The sequence below is a fragment of the Haloarchaeobius amylolyticus genome (assembly GCF_042678045.1).
GTDB classification, from domain to species: Archaea; Halobacteriota; Halobacteria; order Halobacteriales; family Natrialbaceae; genus Natrinema; species Natrinema amylolyticus_A.
Genome location: NZ_JBHUDI010000002.1, coordinates 102,144 through 118,767 on the forward strand (window position 1 = coordinate 102,144; position 16,624 = coordinate 118,767).

The following is a 16,624-nucleotide window of genomic DNA, read 5'->3' on the forward strand; positions in this document are numbered from 1 at the left end:
ATCGATACGCCGCCCGTACTCAGGGCGCCACACCGAACGACGAGGTGGTAAGAATAGAAGAAAAGTTGGCGTCGAGCTCGTCGGCTTCCTCGGGGAGAACTGCTGCAACGACGTAGTCCGCGTGCCCTTCGAAATATGTCAGAAGTCCATAAATACGATCAGCGTCGAGCATCTCTACAGCATCGATAACGACGATCGGGAGTTCCGAGCTAACGTCGTGTGCGATATACCCCGCGAGCGCAACGACGAGACCGACAACTTCCCGTTCGCTTTTACTCAGAGTGTCGATCGTATCCTCGTAGGCAGCCCCGTCGGCAGTTGACCGCACGACGTGTAGTTCGAAATCGGTCCGAGATGTCGTTCGCTTCGTCGTATCGGTGAGACGTTCAATCCACACGCGCTCGATGTTTTCGTACTCTAACTTGTCTATCACCTGCTGCATCGACTCGTTGAACGCGGAAACGAGATCGCGCTCTATCGTTTCGATCCGGTCGCGCTGTTCCTGAAGCTGCTCGGATATGGACTCGCGCTCGGCCTCGAGATCGTCACGTTCGGCACGTTCGGACTCGATCCGTTCGATCTCTGTCTCGATGTCGTTGTGTTCGTTCTCGAGTTGGCCGCGTCTGTACTCGAGATCGCTCACATCGCCGTGTAGCTCGATGAGTTCGTCGTCTTCCCCGTCGATCTCTTCGGCTTTCGTTTGAAGCTCTTCGATCTCACTCTGGAGCGACGATCGGTCGTCCTCAAGCCCCTCGAGTTGCTGCTCTCGGCGCTCGATTTCGTCTTCGATCGACTGTTTTCTGTCTGTAAGCCGTTCGTGCTTTTCGCGTTGCGTTTCGAGCTGTCGCTTCCGGCTTTCGAGAGACTCAATCCGATCAGCGATCACTCTCTGTTGGTCGCGTTTTTCCTCGAGGATCTCCTTGACGACCCGGACCTGCTCCGCTATCTCCGACCGCTCGACGGTGTTCCCGCACGTCCAGCACGTGATCGTCCGAGATGTCGGATCGAGTTCGCTGACGATGTCGTCGGACTTCATTTGGTCGGGGATATCGGTCTCGTCGTCCAGCAGTTGCCCGTTCATCTCTACGATCGGGCTGAGTGCGTTGATCGTCGTTGTCAGCTGCTGTTTTTGATGGTGGAGTTGCTCGATCTCGGTTTCAATCTCGTCGAGATCCTGTGTTTCGTCGGGACCTTGAATCTCAGTCAACTTATCTGAAATTTCATCGAGATCATCATGAAGCGATGATACCGCCTCTTTTTGTGTTCGGATTCTGTCTCGGATCGTCTCCCGCTCTGTGCGTTTCTGTTTTAGTTCCTTGAGTATCTGCTCACCTTCGTCTGTCCCTCCGCTCGCTTCTCTTTCCTCGATAACCTCGCGTTTTGCCTCTAAGGATTCCTCGACGTCCCGTATCTCTTCTTGCAAGCTATCGGCCTTCGTCTGGAGCGTCGGAAGGCGATCTTCCATCCGATCTATCTTTTCGAGTCGGCTATCAATATCGTCTTTTCTGGCCTTCAGCCGATCGATCTCCGATTCGATCTCCTCGGTATCGATCGGTCTCATCAGCAAGTCGTAAATATCGTCGTCGCTGACAATAGCTCGTCGAACCGGGTTCGTTTCACCGAGCGCGACAAACAGTTCACAGAGCTGGTTTAGGTCGGAAACACGGTCGGCGTCGGAGACAACCGAACTGCCGTTTTTCGCGGTTAGATCGACGTAGTAGTAGTCGTCGTCCGTTTCAAGCTTGACGTACCCCTCGTCAGCGTCGCTTTTCAATTTCGGATCGTTCCCCCCGAGGACAGCAGAAAGTGCACGCAAAAAGGAGGACTTGTTTGACGCGTTTTCTCCCGAAAGTAGCGTGACTCCTGGTGAGAGCGTCACTTCTCCTTCCGATATTCCCCCGATGTTACGAACACGTATACGAAGATCACCAAGTTCTCCGGCAGTATTATCACTCGCTGTTGTATTATTATATGACATGGTTGTTCACTATTTGATAGTATCCGACACTTGAGTATCTGAATACTAAACGCCCATAATCTTCAATCTTATGCCAACATTCATTTCTCTGGATCATCGGCGCAGTTGCAACGGCCCCGTTCCAGAAGCCGAGAGAACGTATACTCCTCCCCACACTTCGTGCAGGCGATTCGGAGGCTCAACGTCACGTCCACGTCGCTGATCATCACATGACCGGCAGAGCGAAGTCGGTCGATCGTACGTTCGGTGATGACCTCAGTCCGGGATAATAGTTTGAATACTGTATTTTTTGCATCGGACATATTCACATTCGCCTCATTAGAAGTATCCATATCGAGACATTCTTGGAGGTGTGTTCGAATAGTCTGGTAGCTAACAAAATCTGACGTGACTGCTTCCGGATCTATCCCTGATCGTCTGAGCCGGTCGTTTACTTCGACTTTCGAACCCGAGCTCACGTCGTCGTCAGTGAGAAGGTGATACGTATTTTCGACTTCCCCCTCGATTATTTCGGCTCGGGCATCCCGCATCGCGGCCTCAAGAACCCGCTGGTTGAAGTAGCTCTCGAGATCTCGAAGGCTCGCATCGGAATTCTGTCGCCGTTCTCGTAGCTCCGCGTCAATGCCGTCGAGTTCCCACTTCTCGCACACTCGATCTATCTTGCACTCTCGACTGTCGTCAACTGACATTAGCTACCTGTAGAACTTGCGCTGGAGCACCGGGTCCATTGTCGATTTACTCACGGTACAGAAAACGAATCGTCGCATATCTCATCTTGGGTTCAAACCTAAATAATGATAACGGTATGTTGAAACCCTCTGCTACGCTTTCGGAAGCAGGCTGTTGTATCATAGTAATTTATATCGTCAGAGCGTTGGTAACGACATAAAGCAGCTAGACTGCGAGCGTACCCATCCACAATGAGAGCAACAATAAAAAGTCAGTTCGCCACAACACTCGACCGGTTACTCAGCTCGTATATTTAAATAGAAGAGGAGTAATAAAATGTCAATAACAGCGAAATCATACATCGAACACGAAGATCTAGCGCTCGTTCCGACGTTGCACGAACTCGACGGCATAAATATCAGGGTGATCCACCAGGCTACGACTGATCCGAGTTCCGGTACTTTCCCGTTCGTGATCGAGTACGATGATGTCGAAGAGCTAGAAGATACACTCGACTCAGACCATACTGTGAGCGATTACGAACGGATAGATAGTAATAATGGCACCAATATATACCATATACGACATACAGATGAAGCCAAACTTATCAGTCCGGCTGTGACTCAGGCTAATGGATTCCTCTTGCAAGCAGAGACAAAAGATAAAGGATGGCTGATTCAGGCACAACTACCGAGCCGAGACGCACTTCACTCGGTGTGGGAGCGTGCGAGGGAGAACGACATCAGTTTCAGTTTGCTTGAACTCTACGAAAAAAGGAAAGGAGGTTCCAGTAGTTCGTTCGGTTTAACAGAAGAACAACAGAAGGCTCTCGAGATCGCGTACGAAAAGGGATACTTCAGCGAACCACGTGAGATGTCACTCGAGGACGTTGCCAACGAAGTCGGTGTCTCCTCTACAGCGATGAGCGGCCGTCTTCGCCGAGGGATGAGAAATCTACTTTCCTCAACACTTATCGAAGATCAGGAATGATCTTCGCTTCGGCGTCATGACCATTTATTTTGACCGCGAATTCTACGATAGCACGTGTCTCACGTTGCTTCAGGCGCACAACCACGCGTACATGATACCGATCGTCCGGTAAAGAAAGACGATCAAGCAGGAACTCTCGAACGGACGGAATCGAGTAATTCAGCACGATATTGAGCCGCCGTTGATGATGATCTTGGCACTCGCATGTTATTGATGCCTCACATGCTGTTGAAGCATCTCTCTGACGCGGCCGACATCACCGGACTCGAGAAAGCCGTCGGTGGCGTCCTCGAGGGCGTCCCCGGGAAGAGAATCAGGAGCCTCGTTACGATCATCCCCTCCCCGGCGGGAAGTACGACGCCGTCTTCGACCAGCATACGTACGGCGGAAGCGACTCGGTCGCGACGGCGCCTTCTTCAGGACACACGGTGCCCGAGCCGGCCCAAAGGAAGAACCCGAGCTGAGCCGTCAGTGGCGACTTCGAAGCATGCGACTCGAAGCGTGGGACTAACGTCAGAACGCGCCCAGATGATCGTCCTGTGGTTCGTACAGCCCGCCGGTCATCCGAACCTCGTGGATCTCGTCTAACGTCTCGCCGATCGATAGCCCGCGTTCGGACATAACTGCCGCAATGATCCCGATTGGGACGCCGTTCTCGTACTGATCTTGTAGCTGCCAGATGACATCCTTGAGACCGTCACTCGTGACGTCCTCGTCTAAATCCAACTGCGCGTGTTTGAACTCCACCTCGTGACCCGTCACGCGATAGTGACGGCGGTGGAAGTCGATGATCTCGTTCGGAACGTCGGTTTGTAGATCGACGTCGCACTCCGGACAGGACGCGACGTACGGTGCCTGATCTTGGGTACTCATGGGTTTTGGTTCTGATTGTCGTGTTTCAGTGTCGATCGGTTATGCAAAGGCGATACCATTACGAGTCGTAGGCGTCCTGTGCGAGCTGGTGGAACTTGTGGACGGTATGTTCGTTGGGGCCGAGTTGGGCCTGTGCGAGCGCGCCGGTTTTGAGCCCCTCCCACTGACGTTCGACCAGTTCGAAGTCTTCTTCCTGAAGCTGGCGACTCGTCCGGACGAACTCCCGCTCTTCCTCGGAGAGGTCGCTATCGCGGAAGTAGTAGTCCGCGATCAACTGGAAGCGATCGGTGTCGATGGGATCGATGATGTAGGTACCGTAGCCGTCGGCAGTGCCGTACATGTTGACCGTGAAGTTCGGCCAGAGGTAGTGGAACTGGGCCTCGTGCTCGTCGTGGATCCGCATCTCGTCGTCGACGTCCTCGGCGTGGGTGTAGTGGAGCACCCAGTGGTAATCGTTAACCTCGAGTTCGGACTCGTTGAGCGAGATGCCTTTGATCCAGTCCTGGTGGTTGGCCTGGCAGTGATCGCACTCCGAGTAGTTGCTCGCGAACACCTTCCAGTTGCACTCAACCTCCGAGACAATCCGGGTGGCGTGTTCGTACTCCCCCAGCGGGAGCGCCTCGAGGCGATCTTTCATTACGCCGGCCTGCTCGGCCAGCGGCATCGGATCCTCACTCAGGTTCACGAAGAGCAGCGGCCCGATCGAGTCCACGTGTACATCGTTCAGGGCGTTCTCTTCGGCGTCGAACTCTTGCACTTCTTCGTCCTCGAGGTCGGGGTTCAGACTGGCTTCATCGAAGCTCTTGGGCGTGCTTTTGAGCTCTCCCTCGAGGTCGTACGTCCAGAGGTGGTACGGACACTTGATTCGTTTTGCATCACCGGGGTCGGTCATCGGCGTATCCTCGACCATCTTCGAGCCGCGGTGGGCGCAGACGTTGTCGAACGCCTTGATATCGCCGTCGTGACCGCGGACGATGATCAGTTGTCGACCGCCAATCGTCCGGGTGAAGTACTGGCCTGCTTCCTGGATGCAGTTGGCGTGCCCGGCGTACACCCAGTACTGGCCGAATACCTTCTCTTTCTCTATTTCGAAGATTTCCGGGTCGGTGAAATACTTCGCCGGTAACGCGTTCGACTTCTCCGTGATATCTGAACTTACTGCTTGCGTTTGTGATTCGTCCCACTGTGTCATACAGGACAGCAAATGACATACCTATAAAAAACAGTTCACCTGTGATACTGAACCTCAATATAAACTAGTGAGAATTCAGGGCGGGGACGAACGGACGGAACATGATCCACAGAGGAGGGCAAAGCGTATTTTTGAGTCCGGTTCGTGATCAGTCGACGCGTTCCGGGAGATCCGTTATGATTCCTATTGCAGGGTTACAGCGACAGTGATCCAGTGAGGCACCTCAGAACAGATCTGTCTCGTCGAGCATGGTCCTATCTCTCACACCGTTCTACGGTTAACGTGTTCGGAACGGCAAAGGGGACGGGGTTCTGGAGGCTCAGCTACGAGACTGTGCTCGTCGTTCTCCTCGGCTGAAACCCCGTCTCGCTGATGTACACACCGCGGCGGTGGACGAGTACGGTGAATCACGATATCAACCGCTGATAGCACTGCTGTGAATCCGGTTGGCGATCTCTTCACGGGTGATTCCCTGATCTGGATTGTGCGAGATTCTCTGCATGATGAGATCGATCAGGTTCAGCTGTTCTAGCAACTCCTGCGTACGTTCCCGGTCGAGATCCAGTTGTCGCTGTACGTCATACAGCGTCATCGACGTTTCTATCGCGTCTGCCAACTCTTCGATCGTGAGGCCGTCCGGGAGACCGAGCCCGTCGGCGGCGAGCTGTGTGTTGGAGACGCTCTCGATCGGGTCGTTTTCTTCCGCTGCTAGATCCTGTTCTGACTCCGATTCGGATGACGACTGCGCGTCCTCGGAACACTCTTTAGCGGCTGTCTGCTCGTCTGTCTCGTCGACTGTGTCACCGGCGTCCGCCGCCGCTACATTGCTGTCTGCCGTGCAGTCGTCCGCTTCGGCCTCGTCGGCCGTCTCGTACGACATCGGTTGGTGGATGTCGGCCTCGGTCATGTATCGACGAACGGTCTCCGAGGCAACATCCATCTCGATGTGCTCGGCCATCTCTGCGAATGTGTCGAAGGAATCGTACAGGCACTGTAGATATTCGTCGTCTTCGTACGGTGGGAGGTCCTCTGATCGTGCGGCGTCGAGTTTCTCCTCTATCTTGTCCCGGTCGCTCGTCGACTCCTCGGTCGCTGCCTGGGTGTCCTCGTGCTCACCGATACCGTCTGCGTCGTCAACTGCTTCTCCGCGAGCTACCGTCGCAGTACTCGCGTCGGCCGATTCTGGATCGTCACCAATCGCTTCGTCGCTCTCGGCAGTGACTGGCGCTGAACGGGATTGAGAGTTAACGTTATTGGTGGTTGACGATTCGGAACGCCCGTGTTCTGTCTCTGCCTCGAAAGTGAGTGTGAGCGTCGCCACCACGGTGCCGTCGTCGGTCACGCAAGCGTCTTTCCTGATAGTCGATGCATCCTCGGGAACGTACTCGTCTAACCCCGGTAGTATCGACGGGGAGAACTCTATTTGTACCCCTCCATCGTCTGTGATCGTCGCCGCCTCCGGTGATGCTTCAGTTCCCGATTCCTCTCCCGAACACAGGGAGAGGGGAACGTCGAGTGTGACCGTTAGCCCGGTCTCGGAGTCCCGGTCGGGCGTCTCCGCTTCGATACGTTGGATCCTCCCGCCATCCGACTCGTATCGCCCGATCACTCGGGAGAGTTCTTTGAATGAGCCACTTACACCCATGGTATTACACCTCACTCTATTTCTTGGGTATATAAGTGTGAATGAGGAATAGAGAACCCATTTATGTGAAACAGTTTGCAGGGAGAGAGGCAAAATAAAGTTAAGATGATTTTTTACTTCGCGTTGCGCGCGCTTTCCCCGGCAAGTGTGGTCGGACGGCGACGGTGGCGGTAGCTGCAGGTCTTGCAGGGGTAGGAATTCTATGAGCTGGTCTTCTCTACTCCAGAATTGGCGAGGGAACTCAGAAAGGCAGCCCTGGCACAGTTCAAGTCTAGCTCTTTCGTGATTTCCTGCATCTGCTCACTGGTAAATCGAAGGTGGTGTCTCTCGGTGGTGTCCCGTCCACAGTGGACACATCTCATACGAGAACCGGTACACGTTATGCACAAATCGCGTATGGTTGATAATAGAGTCCGTTTATTCGCGGACGAGGCGAACATCTCGGGGTTTGACTTCGAGGTGATTCACCTCGCATCTCGCATGGACGCTCAGACGATTTCCGCGACGTCGGCGAGTTTCTCACCGGCGGCGACGACGGATTCTCTCGTGAGTGAGTAGACGATTCCGCTTTCACGCGCTGTCACCGTCTGCAGTTCCTCGAAGGTCGCAGGGCTATAGATCGATCCCAGAGTCGTCTCCGGTGACACTCGGTCTCCGACTTCGATGTCGGGGCGAGGTTCGAAGAGACCGGAATCTTCGGCCCTGATGCAATCTCCGTCGCTCCGAAACACGGTCCGAGTCACGGGAGTGTCCGGCACGCCATCCAAAACGTTCATTTTGCGGAGTACGTTCCGGATCCCCGTCGCTCCTCGTTGTACTGCGCTGTGGTCCACCCGCCTGCTGTTTGAAAGTTCCGGCGTGATCGCTGGAATACCCGCTCGTGCAGCGGCTGTCCGTAGTTTTCCTCTGAAATCACGATCGGGAGCGTTCTCCTCGGCGGCGTCAACGAGAAGATACTCGCTTCCGAACGCCTCTGCGAGCGCTTCCGAGTCGTCGTCTTGGAAGCGAACGTGCTCCAGCATGTCTGCAGACCCGGTGTGGAGATCGATTACGGCGTCAGCACCTTCGACCAGGTACCACAGTCGTCTGGCCGAGCGTTCCTGGAGCGTTCCGTCGTCGTCGCCGGGCCAGACACGGTTCATGTTCGAGTTGACCGCGTCGAGAGCATGCGGGGTGACGTATGAGCGATGGTCGAACGCGCGTGGATTCGCGATGGGCACTACGAGAACTGTCCCTGCGATCTCGGTGGACGTCAGGTGATCGTGGAGGCGTCGCAGTGCGGCGGTTCCGTTGAGTTCGATTCCGTGCTGTGCGGCCTGAACGTACACCGTCGGGCCGGGGCTGCCTTCGTACCGGTGGACGGTAACGGAGATATCGGAGCCGGATGGCAACCGAGCGAGACGGCGCTCGGTAGCCGTATGCGTAACGCGCTTGCGATTCATACTGCATCTCCCGGGCGTCGAGGCTTGTAAGTGTCGGGGAGGACAGGTTTTTATGCGCTTCCACGAACAGCAGCCAGTGTATGCACCTCGAGAGCGCAACGTGGACCGACGTCCACGATGCAGAGACGGATCTGGCGATGGTGCCGATCGGCAGCACGGAACAGCACGGTCCTCATGCCCCACTGGGTACCGACACGCTCAACGCCGAGACGGTCGCCGAGACCGCCGCCGAACGGCTTGACGACCCTGTCGTCGTGTCCCCGGCAGTTCCGGTCGGCATCGCCGAGGAACACAGACAGTTTTCCGGAACGCTCTGGACGTCCGAATCGACGTTCAGGTCGTACGTCCGCGACATCGTCAGAAGCCTGGCATCACATGGCTTCGATCGTGTCGTGCTGGTAAACGGTCACGGTGGAAACGCAGCGGCGCTCCGGGAAGTCGCTGGAACGATCACGCGCCACGACGATGCGTACGCGGTCCCGTTCACCTGGTTCGAAGAGGTCGGTGACCATGCGTCCCGCATGGGACACGGCGGTCCGCTGGAGACGGCATTGCTCCAGCACGCGAACCCGAAACACGTGCGCGAGGGGCGACTCGATGACGCGGCAGCGGAAGCCAGCGATCGATGGGGTGACTGGCAGGGACGGGTCAATCTTGCGTTCGACTCGGCCGAGTTCACCGAGAACGGCGTCGTCGGCGATCCGCGCGAGGCAAGCGCCGACCTCGGCGAGGAACTTCTCGACGCCGCGAGCGAAGCGCTCATCGAGTTGCTCGAAACCGTAGCTGAGCACGATCCGAAACGCCCTACACATCGGTAACACGGCCGTATACGGGCGCCCCATCCGAATACCGCTTCTAGCAATGTCTCACAGAGTGGGATCGATTGATTCGATAGGAGGAACTTCTGGCGGAATCCGAGCGGTCTCCAGCGTGACCTGTGTGAGAACTGCGGTTCAGCGGGGACACAAAGGAGCAACTGAGAGACGTCTGGAATTCAGTCGCTCACCGGATGAGTGTCTCCGAGTCTCTCGCCGATCAGTCGTCTGCCGTGATCGCTTCCTCTTTGATGAGTTCGTTCCACCGTTCGACGCCAGCTTCAGCGACCTCGCGGTCCTGGCTCACGGCGCCGCCGGAGACACCGATCGAGCCCACGACTTCACCGTCTTGCTCGAGCGGATAGCCGCCGCCGAAGATGACGATCTGGTCGTCGTCGGTCGTCTGGAGGCCGTACAGGGAGTTGCCCGGTTCGGAGGGCTCTGCCAGTTCGTGAGTCGGCATCTCCAGGGCAGCCGACGTGTATGCCTTGTTACGCGAGATGCTCACGGAGGCTAGCCAGCCGCCGTCCATGCGGTGCTGGGCGATGAGGTTCCCCTCGCTGTTTGCGACCGTGATCACCATCGGGTTGTCGATCTCGTCTGCTTTCTCTTCTGCCGCGTCTATCAGCTCTTTCGCTGTCTCCAGCGGAATGGAATCTACCATGCAAGAGGAAGGTAAGACGTTGCCATCAAATAAGTTGCCGTTATTTCCTCGATATACGACATGATTTCGTGAATCTATTGGAGAATTATGTCTCATCGGAGGCTATGTGCCCGGATATCTCCAGGATTCGCTTGATTGGTCCGGGAGGCTGTGAAGGGAAGCCGTCACCCCCGCGATTTGATGCTACTATCGTCAAAACACCATAAAAATGATATTTTATGCTTCTCCGCAGGCTCGCCGATTCCTCCGAACGACCGTTAGCATGTCCGTGCACGGAATCGTGCACCGTCGCTTGACAATGGTGCCCAGAATAACAGTGATATCACTGTTATCCACAGCCTCCTCGAAACTCTAATTATAATTCTTCTACCAGGTTTTGTTGAAGATCCGGGTGAGCGATAATTATATTTGTACTCGACTGGCACCACGGAGTGTACAATTATGAACGCAGACGACAGCTTGCCGGACCAAGCAGACACTGTTATCGTCGGTGCCGGTATCGTCGGGTGCAACCTGGCGTACCAGCTCACTGAACTCGGCCGAGACGACGTCGTCGTCGTCGATCAGGGGCCGATGCCAACCACTGGTGGATCTTCCAGCCACGCGCCGGGGATCATGTTCCAGACCTCCGAGTCGAAGATCCTCTCGAAGTTCGCCAAGTACAGCCGTAACCTGTACTCGGACTTGGAGGACGACAACGGGGTTCAGGCCTACAAAGAAGTCGGCGGCATCGAGGTCGCGCGGAGCGACGAGCGGATGGACTACCTGCAGCGCCGCGTCGAGTGGGCCGAGTCCTGGGGGCTCCCGAACCCGGAGATCCTCTCGCCCGAGGAAGTAGCAGAAAAGCTACCGCTCGTCGACACCGACGTGATTCAGGGTGGGTACTACTCGCCGACAGACGGCCAGATATCCGGCGTCGTTGCGTGTGCTGCCCTCGCCCGCGAAGCCATGGATCGGGGAGCGAAGTTCGTTCCCCATACCCGTACCGAAGACGTCGAGACCGAGAACGGGTCAGTCAGCTCGGTTGTCACCGAAAACGGGACGATCGAGTGTAACGAAGTCGTCATCGCGACGAACATCTGGGCGCGTCAGTTGGGTGAGAAACTCGACGTTCACCTCCCGGTGACGCCGGTCGAACACCAGTACACAATGACCGAACCGCTCGAGGAACTCGCCGACAATCGGGTTGACGTCAGCGATCACTCCTTGTACGAGAACTACAAGGACGTCTCCGGAGACAAAGTCGACCGCCTGCTCGCGAGTCCCGACCGGCCGATCCTCCGCGATCAGGACAACGCGATGTACTTCCGGACGCACGGGGACTCCTACGGGATCGGGTCGTACAACCACGAACCCGTCGTGCCCGACCCACAGGAGCTCGGCGGCAACGAAGAAGACGCTGAACAGGGCTCGGTCCACGAGTTCACCGAGTACCACATGAACAACGCGACGCACCCGGATCGGCCGGACAAGGCCCCGCGACAGGCCAGCGACGAACTGTTGCCGGCCACTGAGGGGAAGGAACTCGAACACAAGTACAACGGCATGTTTGCGGAGTCCCCCAACGGTCTGCCGGTGATGGGGCCGGTCCAGAAGTACGACGGGCTCTGGACCGCGGCAGCCATCTGGGTCACTCACGCCGGCGGCGCTGGCAAGGCGCTCGCCGAGTGGATGGAAAACGGCGTCCCCCGCCTCCCCGACGGACCGATCGATCTCCGGCACTGCAACGTCAATCGGTTCGACGCCCATGAAGGCAGCTGGGACTTCGCTCGAGACATCGGTGGCGAGGAGTACCGCATCGTCTACAACATCATGCACCCGAAGTGGGTGTGGACGGATCACCAGCGCGACATCCGCCGCACCCCGATGTACCACAGCCACAAGGAACTTGACGCCGAGCTGTGGGCCGAAGCCGGCTGGGAGGAACCACAGTGGTTCGAGTCCAACGCCGACCTGCTCGCCGAGTACGGCGAGCAGATCCCGGACCGTGAGGGCTGGGAAGACAAGTACTGGTCGCCCATCGAGGGTGCGGAGGCGCTCCACGTCCGCAACAAGGTTGGCCTCCACGATATGACGTCGTTCAACAAGATGGAAGTCGTCGGGAGCGACGCCGGGGAGTTCGTCCAGCGTCTCTGTACGAACGACATGGATCTCGATGTCGGCGACGTCCGGTACACCCTGATGTGTAACGAGAACGGCGGCGTCCGCGCGGACATCACCGTCACGCGTGTCGACGACGACCGCTACCTCCTCCTGACGACTGGTCGCGAGGTCGGAAACAACCACGTCGCGTGGGTCCGCGAGCAGTCCCCAGAGGACGTGGTCGTCAACGACGTTACCTCCAGCCTGGCGGCGATGGTCTGTACCGGTCCGAACGCGCGGAAGGTGCTCTCGAAGGTGACGGACGTGGACCTCTCCGACGAAGCGTTCCCGTTCTTCACGAGTCAGCAGTTCTTCATCAAGAACGTGCCCGTCACCGCGCTCCGGGTCTCTTACGCCGGCGAACTCGGCTGGGAGCTGTACACGCCCTCCGAGTACGGCGAGCAGCTCTGGGAGCATCTCATGGAGGCCGGCGAAGAGTACGACATTCGCCCGTACGGCAACGGCGCACTGAACGCGCTGCGCATCGAGAAGGGCTTCCGACTGTGGGGAGAGGACCTCCACACCGAGCACAACCCCTACGAAGCGGGCCTCGGGTGGGCCACTGACCTGGAGACCGACTTCATCGGGAAGGAAGCGGTCGTCGAAGCAGCCGAGGGTAACAACATCGACCACAAGGTCGCGTGCCTGACCCTCGACGACGAAGAGGCGACGATCCTCCCTCACCGCCCGGTCTTCGACGGTGACGACGCGATCGGCTACGTGCACAGCGCCGAGTACGGATACACGGTCGGCGCCTGCGTCGTCTACACGTACCTCCCGCCGGAGTACGCAGAGCCCGGGACAGAACTCGAGATCCAGTACGAGGGCGAACGGTACGACGCGACCGTCCGCGAGGAACCGCTACTCGAGTGAACTACCCCACCCTCCTCGATCACGCCTGACACCGCTCGCTCCCTGAGGACGGGGTTTCCCGTTGCACTACTGCACGTTGCGTCCACGACAGCGGACGGTTCGCGGGCCGCGGACGGAGAGTGCAGTCTCCGCAGGCGTTCTCGTCTCGGATAAGAGCCGCGCGCATGCACGTCGCTCACGTGGTACTGCGTCGTCGGAGACGGGGTACTCTTTTACACCGGAAGCGGATACGTCCAACCGATGCACCTTCGCGCACCTGATCGACTCCTCCGCGTGGATCTCTCGACGGAGTCGGTGGAACGCGTTTCCGTCCCGGACGAGTGGCGACGGCGCTACGTCGGCGGCAAGGGTCTCGGAGCGCGGTACCTCTACGAGGAGCTGGACGCCGGTGCCGATCCGCTCGGGCCCAACAACGTCCTGCTGTTCATGATTGGCCCGGTCTCGGGACTCCTTCCGGGAGAGGGCCGCTACGCAGCTATCACGAAATCTCCGCTGACAGGGAGCTTCCTTGACTCGTACGCCGGAGGGACGTTCCCGGCAGTGCTCGCTGGCGCGTTACACGACGCCGGCGGCATCCTCGTTACCGGCCGAGCGTCAGAGCCAGTCCGACTCGTCGTGGCGGACGGAGATGTGGATATCGAATCGGCCGAGACCTGGGGAGCGGATACCGTCACCACTGACGAACATTTTTCCGACGCCGCAGTCGCCTGTGTCGGTCCCGCAGGAGAGAACCAGGTCGCCTATGCGACCATTTCGTCCGACGCCGGCGACCACCACGCTGGTCGGGGCGGCGCGGGCGCCGTGATGGGTGCCAAGCGGCTCAAGGCCGTTGTCGCCCGGGGTGATCCTCCGTCGGGCCTCGAGGACCTGCGCGAGCGGTACGCAAAACGGTATCGCGAATCAGACACCGGGAAGTGGCTGCAGGCGAGCGGCACCGTCGAAACAGTTGACTTTGCCAACGAGACCGGCGTCCTCCCGACGCGTGGATGGCAAGACGGGCAGTTCGAGGGCGCAGACGACATCGGCATCGCCGCCGTCCGCGAACTGGCGCGAGAGCGGGAGTACCCGGACGGCGAAGATCCGGGCGGCTACCGCGTCGAGACTGACGTCGGCGAGAGCGTTCCCCGTGGTGCGACAGCGATGACGCTCGGCGCGGGCCTGGGAATCGACGATTTCGACGCTGTGGCGGAACTCGGGGCAACGTGTGACCGCCTCGGTGTCGATCTGATCAGCGCCGGGAACACCGTCGCGTGGGCCGTCCGTGCCAGCGAGGCGGGCCTGCTAGATCGCTCGTTTACCTTCGGTAATCCCGACAGCGCACGATCACTGCTTCACGACATCGCAACCAGAGAGACGACGCTCGGCGACGCACTGGCGGAGGGAGTCGACGCAGCAGCCGAGCAGTTCGGCGGCGATGAGCTCGTGCCGACGGTCAAGGCGATGGAACTACCCGCGTACGATCCCCGGGGTGCCGAGAGCATGGCGCTGGCCTATGCCACGAGCGACCGCGGCGCCTGTCACCGGCGAGCGATCCCGGTTGAGCGGGAGGTCTTCGAGAACTGGAGCCCGGAGCGGGCCGCCCGCGCTGTCGCGACTGAACAGGACCAGCGATCGATTTGCTGGAGCCTGATCGTCGACGACTTCGTCGGCGACGTCTTCGACGATCTCGGCGCCGAGTGGCTGGATGCCGTGGGGTTGGACACCGACGGAGACCTGCGGACGATCGGGGAGCGCATCTGGACGCTCACCCGGTTGTTCAACGTTCGCGAGGGCATCTCTCGAGCGGACGACGAACTACCGCCCGCGCTCCGAAACCCCCTCGAATCGGGTCCGAACGACGGACAGGCAGTGGACGAGGATCGTTTCGAAGCGATGCTCGATGCCTACTACGCGACGCGCGGGTGGGGAGCCGACGGTCGACCGGCTCGCGAGCCGGTCGATCGGCTCGGGTTGGACGCGGTCGTTGACGACGAGACGCCGCTGGCCGAGCAACCCATGGAACGGAAGTGATTGTCGCGACGGCCACTGCTCTGTCAGGACGCCAGGCCGTCTCGGCCAGCAGTCGCGGCCGAACTGTTTCGGCACTCATCTGGCACCAGTCCGAACGAAGCCGGTCGTCTGGTAAGTATAATAGCCACTGAACGTCACTGCACATCCGATCGCACGACTGCTGTGCGATCGGTGTGTAAATCGTTTCAGTTGTTACTATACAGTGACCAGTCGTCGTCAACCTCCAGAAGCGGACGTAGCTCTACAGCGTTTTGTGTTAACGTGACTGTATTCTGGCCCTGGTCGTACTCGACGATATCCGCATCTGCTAGTTTCGGAATATCTACATGATAGAGCGACACGTAGATGTCTTTCGCGTCCGCTTTCGAGACATCGGTCGTCCCAGTGCCGTTCTCCAAAGCGGCGACTTCATCTGCCAGGTCCGCTAACGCCAGCGGGTTGTCGTACGGTAGCAGGCATTGAAGCACGCACCGGCGGCGCCTGTTCGACAGAATCTCGAGCGCGGTATCCGCTGCTATTGATTCGATCCCGGTAGGATCCGGCCCCGGAGCTGCAGTCGGACAGGGGATGTCGTCCGGCATTGTGATTACTTACTTCTGCATTACGCTAAAAATACATTGTTGAAAATGGAACCCTAATTCACCTATTCCAAACACAGTATGACAAAAGCAAATACTGTTCCTCTTATTGTATTTTATAGTCTGCACCACGGAACAGCGTGTGGCCGCGTTAACCGAGAGGACGCAGCCGTGAAAGCCCGGCTGTCGAGCGGTCACCGAAGCTCCATTTGCTCGGCGCGCTCAACTGCGAGCTCGGCTATCTCCTCAACACGGCTGTCGGAGCGATCGGCGAGTACGCGCACCAGCATGCCGACCTGAACCGCTGCAGCTTCCCGAAGTTCGGCCGCTTCCTCGGTATCGTTACCAAAATAGTATTCGTGGCGACCGTTCTCGTGGACAATACCGGTGTACACCGAACGGAGGTCGTCGCCGGAGACTGCTTCCGCCGCTTCCGTTTTGACTTCCTCGAATCGGGGGTTCGTCATCATACCTGCTATTAGCCCAGGGGATCCTAACCTCTTTGATAAGCTGAGTGAATGATCGGTGCGGAACCGACACGCGTCGATCCGCTGGAACCAGATTGGCTGTGGGCGAGACGGGGTGAAGGCTTTGTCACAGAGAATATCGAACCTCGACAGCCCGATTATGGCACTCTCACGACTAAAGTTGTGGGCTTCTCGAGATTCCTCTGTTATGACCGTCGATTCTGATAGTCGAGAGTCATACACAATTATGCTCACGGCACGTTCCCACAATCTCCGTCGTGGGGTT

The 16,624-nt window shown here is 58.0% G+C and carries 13 protein-coding genes and 2 pseudogenes; 6 read left to right on the plus strand and 9 right to left on the minus strand.

Translation table 11 applies throughout. The features are described from left to right. Positions 1 to 19: 19 nt before the first annotated feature. Both ACFR99_RS03180 and rdfA read right to left on the minus strand, forming a co-directional pair. Positions 20 to 1,978: an archaea-specific SMC-related protein gene (locus ACFR99_RS03180; protein ID WP_390284315.1), complete on the minus strand. Its 1,959-nt coding sequence runs from the start codon at positions 1,976 to 1,978 to the stop codon at positions 20 to 22. An 80-nt stretch (positions 1,979 to 2,058) separates the two neighbouring features. After that, complete coding sequence (gene rdfA, locus ACFR99_RS03185) at positions 2,059 to 2,667, minus strand: rod-determining factor RdfA (protein ID WP_390284317.1); 609 nt, start codon at positions 2,665 to 2,667, stop codon at positions 2,059 to 2,061. 316 nt (positions 2,668 to 2,983) lie between these two features. Between rdfA and ACFR99_RS03190 the strand changes: the two genes are divergently transcribed. The 3 genes and pseudogenes from ACFR99_RS03190 to ACFR99_RS03200 form a co-directional block, all read left to right on the plus strand. Beyond that, positions 2,984 to 3,637 (plus strand): helix-turn-helix domain-containing protein, encoded by a 654-nt coding sequence (locus ACFR99_RS03190; protein WP_390284319.1) that lies wholly within the window; start codon positions 2,984 to 2,986, stop codon positions 3,635 to 3,637. Between the two features lie 22 nt (positions 3,638 to 3,659). Then, positions 3,660 to 3,821, plus strand: a pseudogene (locus tag ACFR99_RS03195) (ISH3 family transposase); the annotation flags it as partial. A gap of 106 nt (positions 3,822 to 3,927) precedes the next feature. Then, a pseudogene (locus ACFR99_RS03200) lies at positions 3,928 to 4,145 on the plus strand (hypothetical protein); the annotation flags it as partial. A 5-nt stretch (positions 4,146 to 4,150) separates the two neighbouring features. Here ACFR99_RS03200 and ACFR99_RS03205 read toward each other — a convergent pair. The 4 genes from ACFR99_RS03205 to ACFR99_RS03220 form a co-directional block, all read right to left on the minus strand. Continuing rightward, positions 4,151 to 4,510, minus strand: a complete 360-nt coding sequence (locus ACFR99_RS03205; RefSeq protein WP_390284321.1) for a hypothetical protein — start codon at positions 4,508 to 4,510, stop codon at positions 4,151 to 4,153. Positions 4,511 to 4,568: 58 nt separating this feature from the next. Next, positions 4,569 to 5,702 (minus strand): aromatic ring-hydroxylating oxygenase subunit alpha, encoded by a 1,134-nt coding sequence (locus tag ACFR99_RS03210; protein WP_390284323.1) that lies wholly within the window; start codon positions 5,700 to 5,702, stop codon positions 4,569 to 4,571. 415 nt (positions 5,703 to 6,117) lie between these two features. Beyond that, on the minus strand, positions 6,118 to 7,347 hold the full coding sequence (locus ACFR99_RS03215) for a DUF8073 domain-containing protein (RefSeq protein WP_390284325.1): 1,230 nt from the start codon (positions 7,345 to 7,347) through the stop codon (positions 6,118 to 6,120). A 488-nt stretch (positions 7,348 to 7,835) separates the two neighbouring features. Continuing rightward, the gene (locus tag ACFR99_RS03220) at positions 7,836 to 8,789 is read right to left on the minus strand and encodes a succinylglutamate desuccinylase/aspartoacylase family protein (protein ID WP_390284327.1); all 954 of its coding nucleotides are present in this window, start codon (positions 8,787 to 8,789) and stop codon (positions 7,836 to 7,838) included. 80 nt (positions 8,790 to 8,869) lie between these two features. Between ACFR99_RS03220 and ACFR99_RS03225 the strand changes: the two genes are divergently transcribed. Continuing rightward, positions 8,870 to 9,607 carry a creatininase family protein gene (locus ACFR99_RS03225; protein ID WP_390284329.1) on the plus strand — a complete coding sequence of 246 codons (738 nt, stop codon included), beginning with the start codon at positions 8,870 to 8,872 and terminating at the stop codon, positions 9,605 to 9,607. Positions 9,608 to 9,824: 217 nt separating this feature from the next. On the opposite strand, the gene ACFR99_RS03230 is transcribed toward ACFR99_RS03225, so the two are convergent. Continuing rightward, positions 9,825 to 10,268: a GlcG/HbpS family heme-binding protein gene (locus ACFR99_RS03230; RefSeq protein ID WP_390284331.1), complete on the minus strand. Its 444-nt coding sequence runs from the start codon at positions 10,266 to 10,268 to the stop codon at positions 9,825 to 9,827. 441 nt (positions 10,269 to 10,709) lie between these two features. Here ACFR99_RS03230 and ACFR99_RS03235 point away from each other — a divergent pair, with 441 nt between their 5' ends. Then, positions 10,710 to 13,283 carry a GcvT family protein gene (locus tag ACFR99_RS03235; RefSeq protein ID WP_390284333.1) on the plus strand — a complete coding sequence of 858 codons (2,574 nt, stop codon included), beginning with the start codon at positions 10,710 to 10,712 and terminating at the stop codon, positions 13,281 to 13,283. A gap of 240 nt (positions 13,284 to 13,523) precedes the next feature. Further along, positions 13,524 to 15,293, plus strand: a complete 1,770-nt coding sequence (locus tag ACFR99_RS03240; protein ID WP_390284335.1) for an aldehyde ferredoxin oxidoreductase family protein — start codon at positions 13,524 to 13,526, stop codon at positions 15,291 to 15,293. A gap of 185 nt (positions 15,294 to 15,478) precedes the next feature. Here ACFR99_RS03240 and ACFR99_RS03245 read toward each other — a convergent pair whose 3' ends face one another. Further along, positions 15,479 to 15,874 carry a DUF7344 domain-containing protein gene (locus ACFR99_RS03245; RefSeq protein WP_390284337.1) on the minus strand — a complete coding sequence of 132 codons (396 nt, stop codon included), beginning with the start codon at positions 15,872 to 15,874 and terminating at the stop codon, positions 15,479 to 15,481. Positions 15,875 to 16,065: 191 nt separating this feature from the next. After that, positions 16,066 to 16,341: a hypothetical protein gene (locus ACFR99_RS03250; RefSeq protein WP_390284339.1), complete on the minus strand. Its 276-nt coding sequence runs from the start codon at positions 16,339 to 16,341 to the stop codon at positions 16,066 to 16,068. Positions 16,342 to 16,624: the final 283 nt, after the last annotated feature.

Excerpts from the sequence above, each read along its gene's own strand:
- ACFR99_RS03250 (WP_390284339.1), bottom strand. The coding sequence starts at position 16,341 with ATGATGACGAACCCCCGATTCGAGGAAGTCAAAACGGAAGCGGCGGAA.
- ACFR99_RS03220 (WP_390284327.1), bottom strand. The coding sequence starts at position 8,789 with ATGAATCGCAAGCGCGTTACGCATACGGCTACCGAGCGCCGTCTCGCT.
- ACFR99_RS03215 (WP_390284325.1), bottom strand. The coding sequence starts at position 7,347 with ATGGGTGTAAGTGGCTCATTCAAAGAACTCTCCCGAGTGATCGGGCGA.
- ACFR99_RS03210 (WP_390284323.1), bottom strand. The coding sequence starts at position 5,702 with ATGACACAGTGGGACGAATCACAAACGCAAGCAGTAAGTTCAGATATC.
- ACFR99_RS03245 (WP_390284337.1), bottom strand. The coding sequence starts at position 15,874 with ATGCCGGACGACATCCCCTGTCCGACTGCAGCTCCGGGGCCGGATCCT.
- rdfA (WP_390284317.1), bottom strand. The coding sequence starts at position 2,667 with ATGTCAGTTGACGACAGTCGAGAGTGCAAGATAGATCGAGTGTGCGAG.
- ACFR99_RS03235 (WP_390284333.1), top strand. The coding sequence starts at position 10,710 with ATGAACGCAGACGACAGCTTGCCGGACCAAGCAGACACTGTTATCGTC.
- ACFR99_RS03190 (WP_390284319.1), top strand. The coding sequence starts at position 2,984 with ATGTCAATAACAGCGAAATCATACATCGAACACGAAGATCTAGCGCTC.
- ACFR99_RS03230 (WP_390284331.1), bottom strand. The coding sequence starts at position 10,268 with ATGGTAGATTCCATTCCGCTGGAGACAGCGAAAGAGCTGATAGACGCG.
- ACFR99_RS03205 (WP_390284321.1), bottom strand. The coding sequence starts at position 4,510 with ATGAGTACCCAAGATCAGGCACCGTACGTCGCGTCCTGTCCGGAGTGC.
- ACFR99_RS03225 (WP_390284329.1), top strand. The coding sequence starts at position 8,870 with ATGCACCTCGAGAGCGCAACGTGGACCGACGTCCACGATGCAGAGACG.
- ACFR99_RS03240 (WP_390284335.1), top strand. The coding sequence starts at position 13,524 with ATGCACCTTCGCGCACCTGATCGACTCCTCCGCGTGGATCTCTCGACG.
- ACFR99_RS03180 (WP_390284315.1), bottom strand. The coding sequence starts at position 1,978 with ATGTCATATAATAATACAACAGCGAGTGATAATACTGCCGGAGAACTT.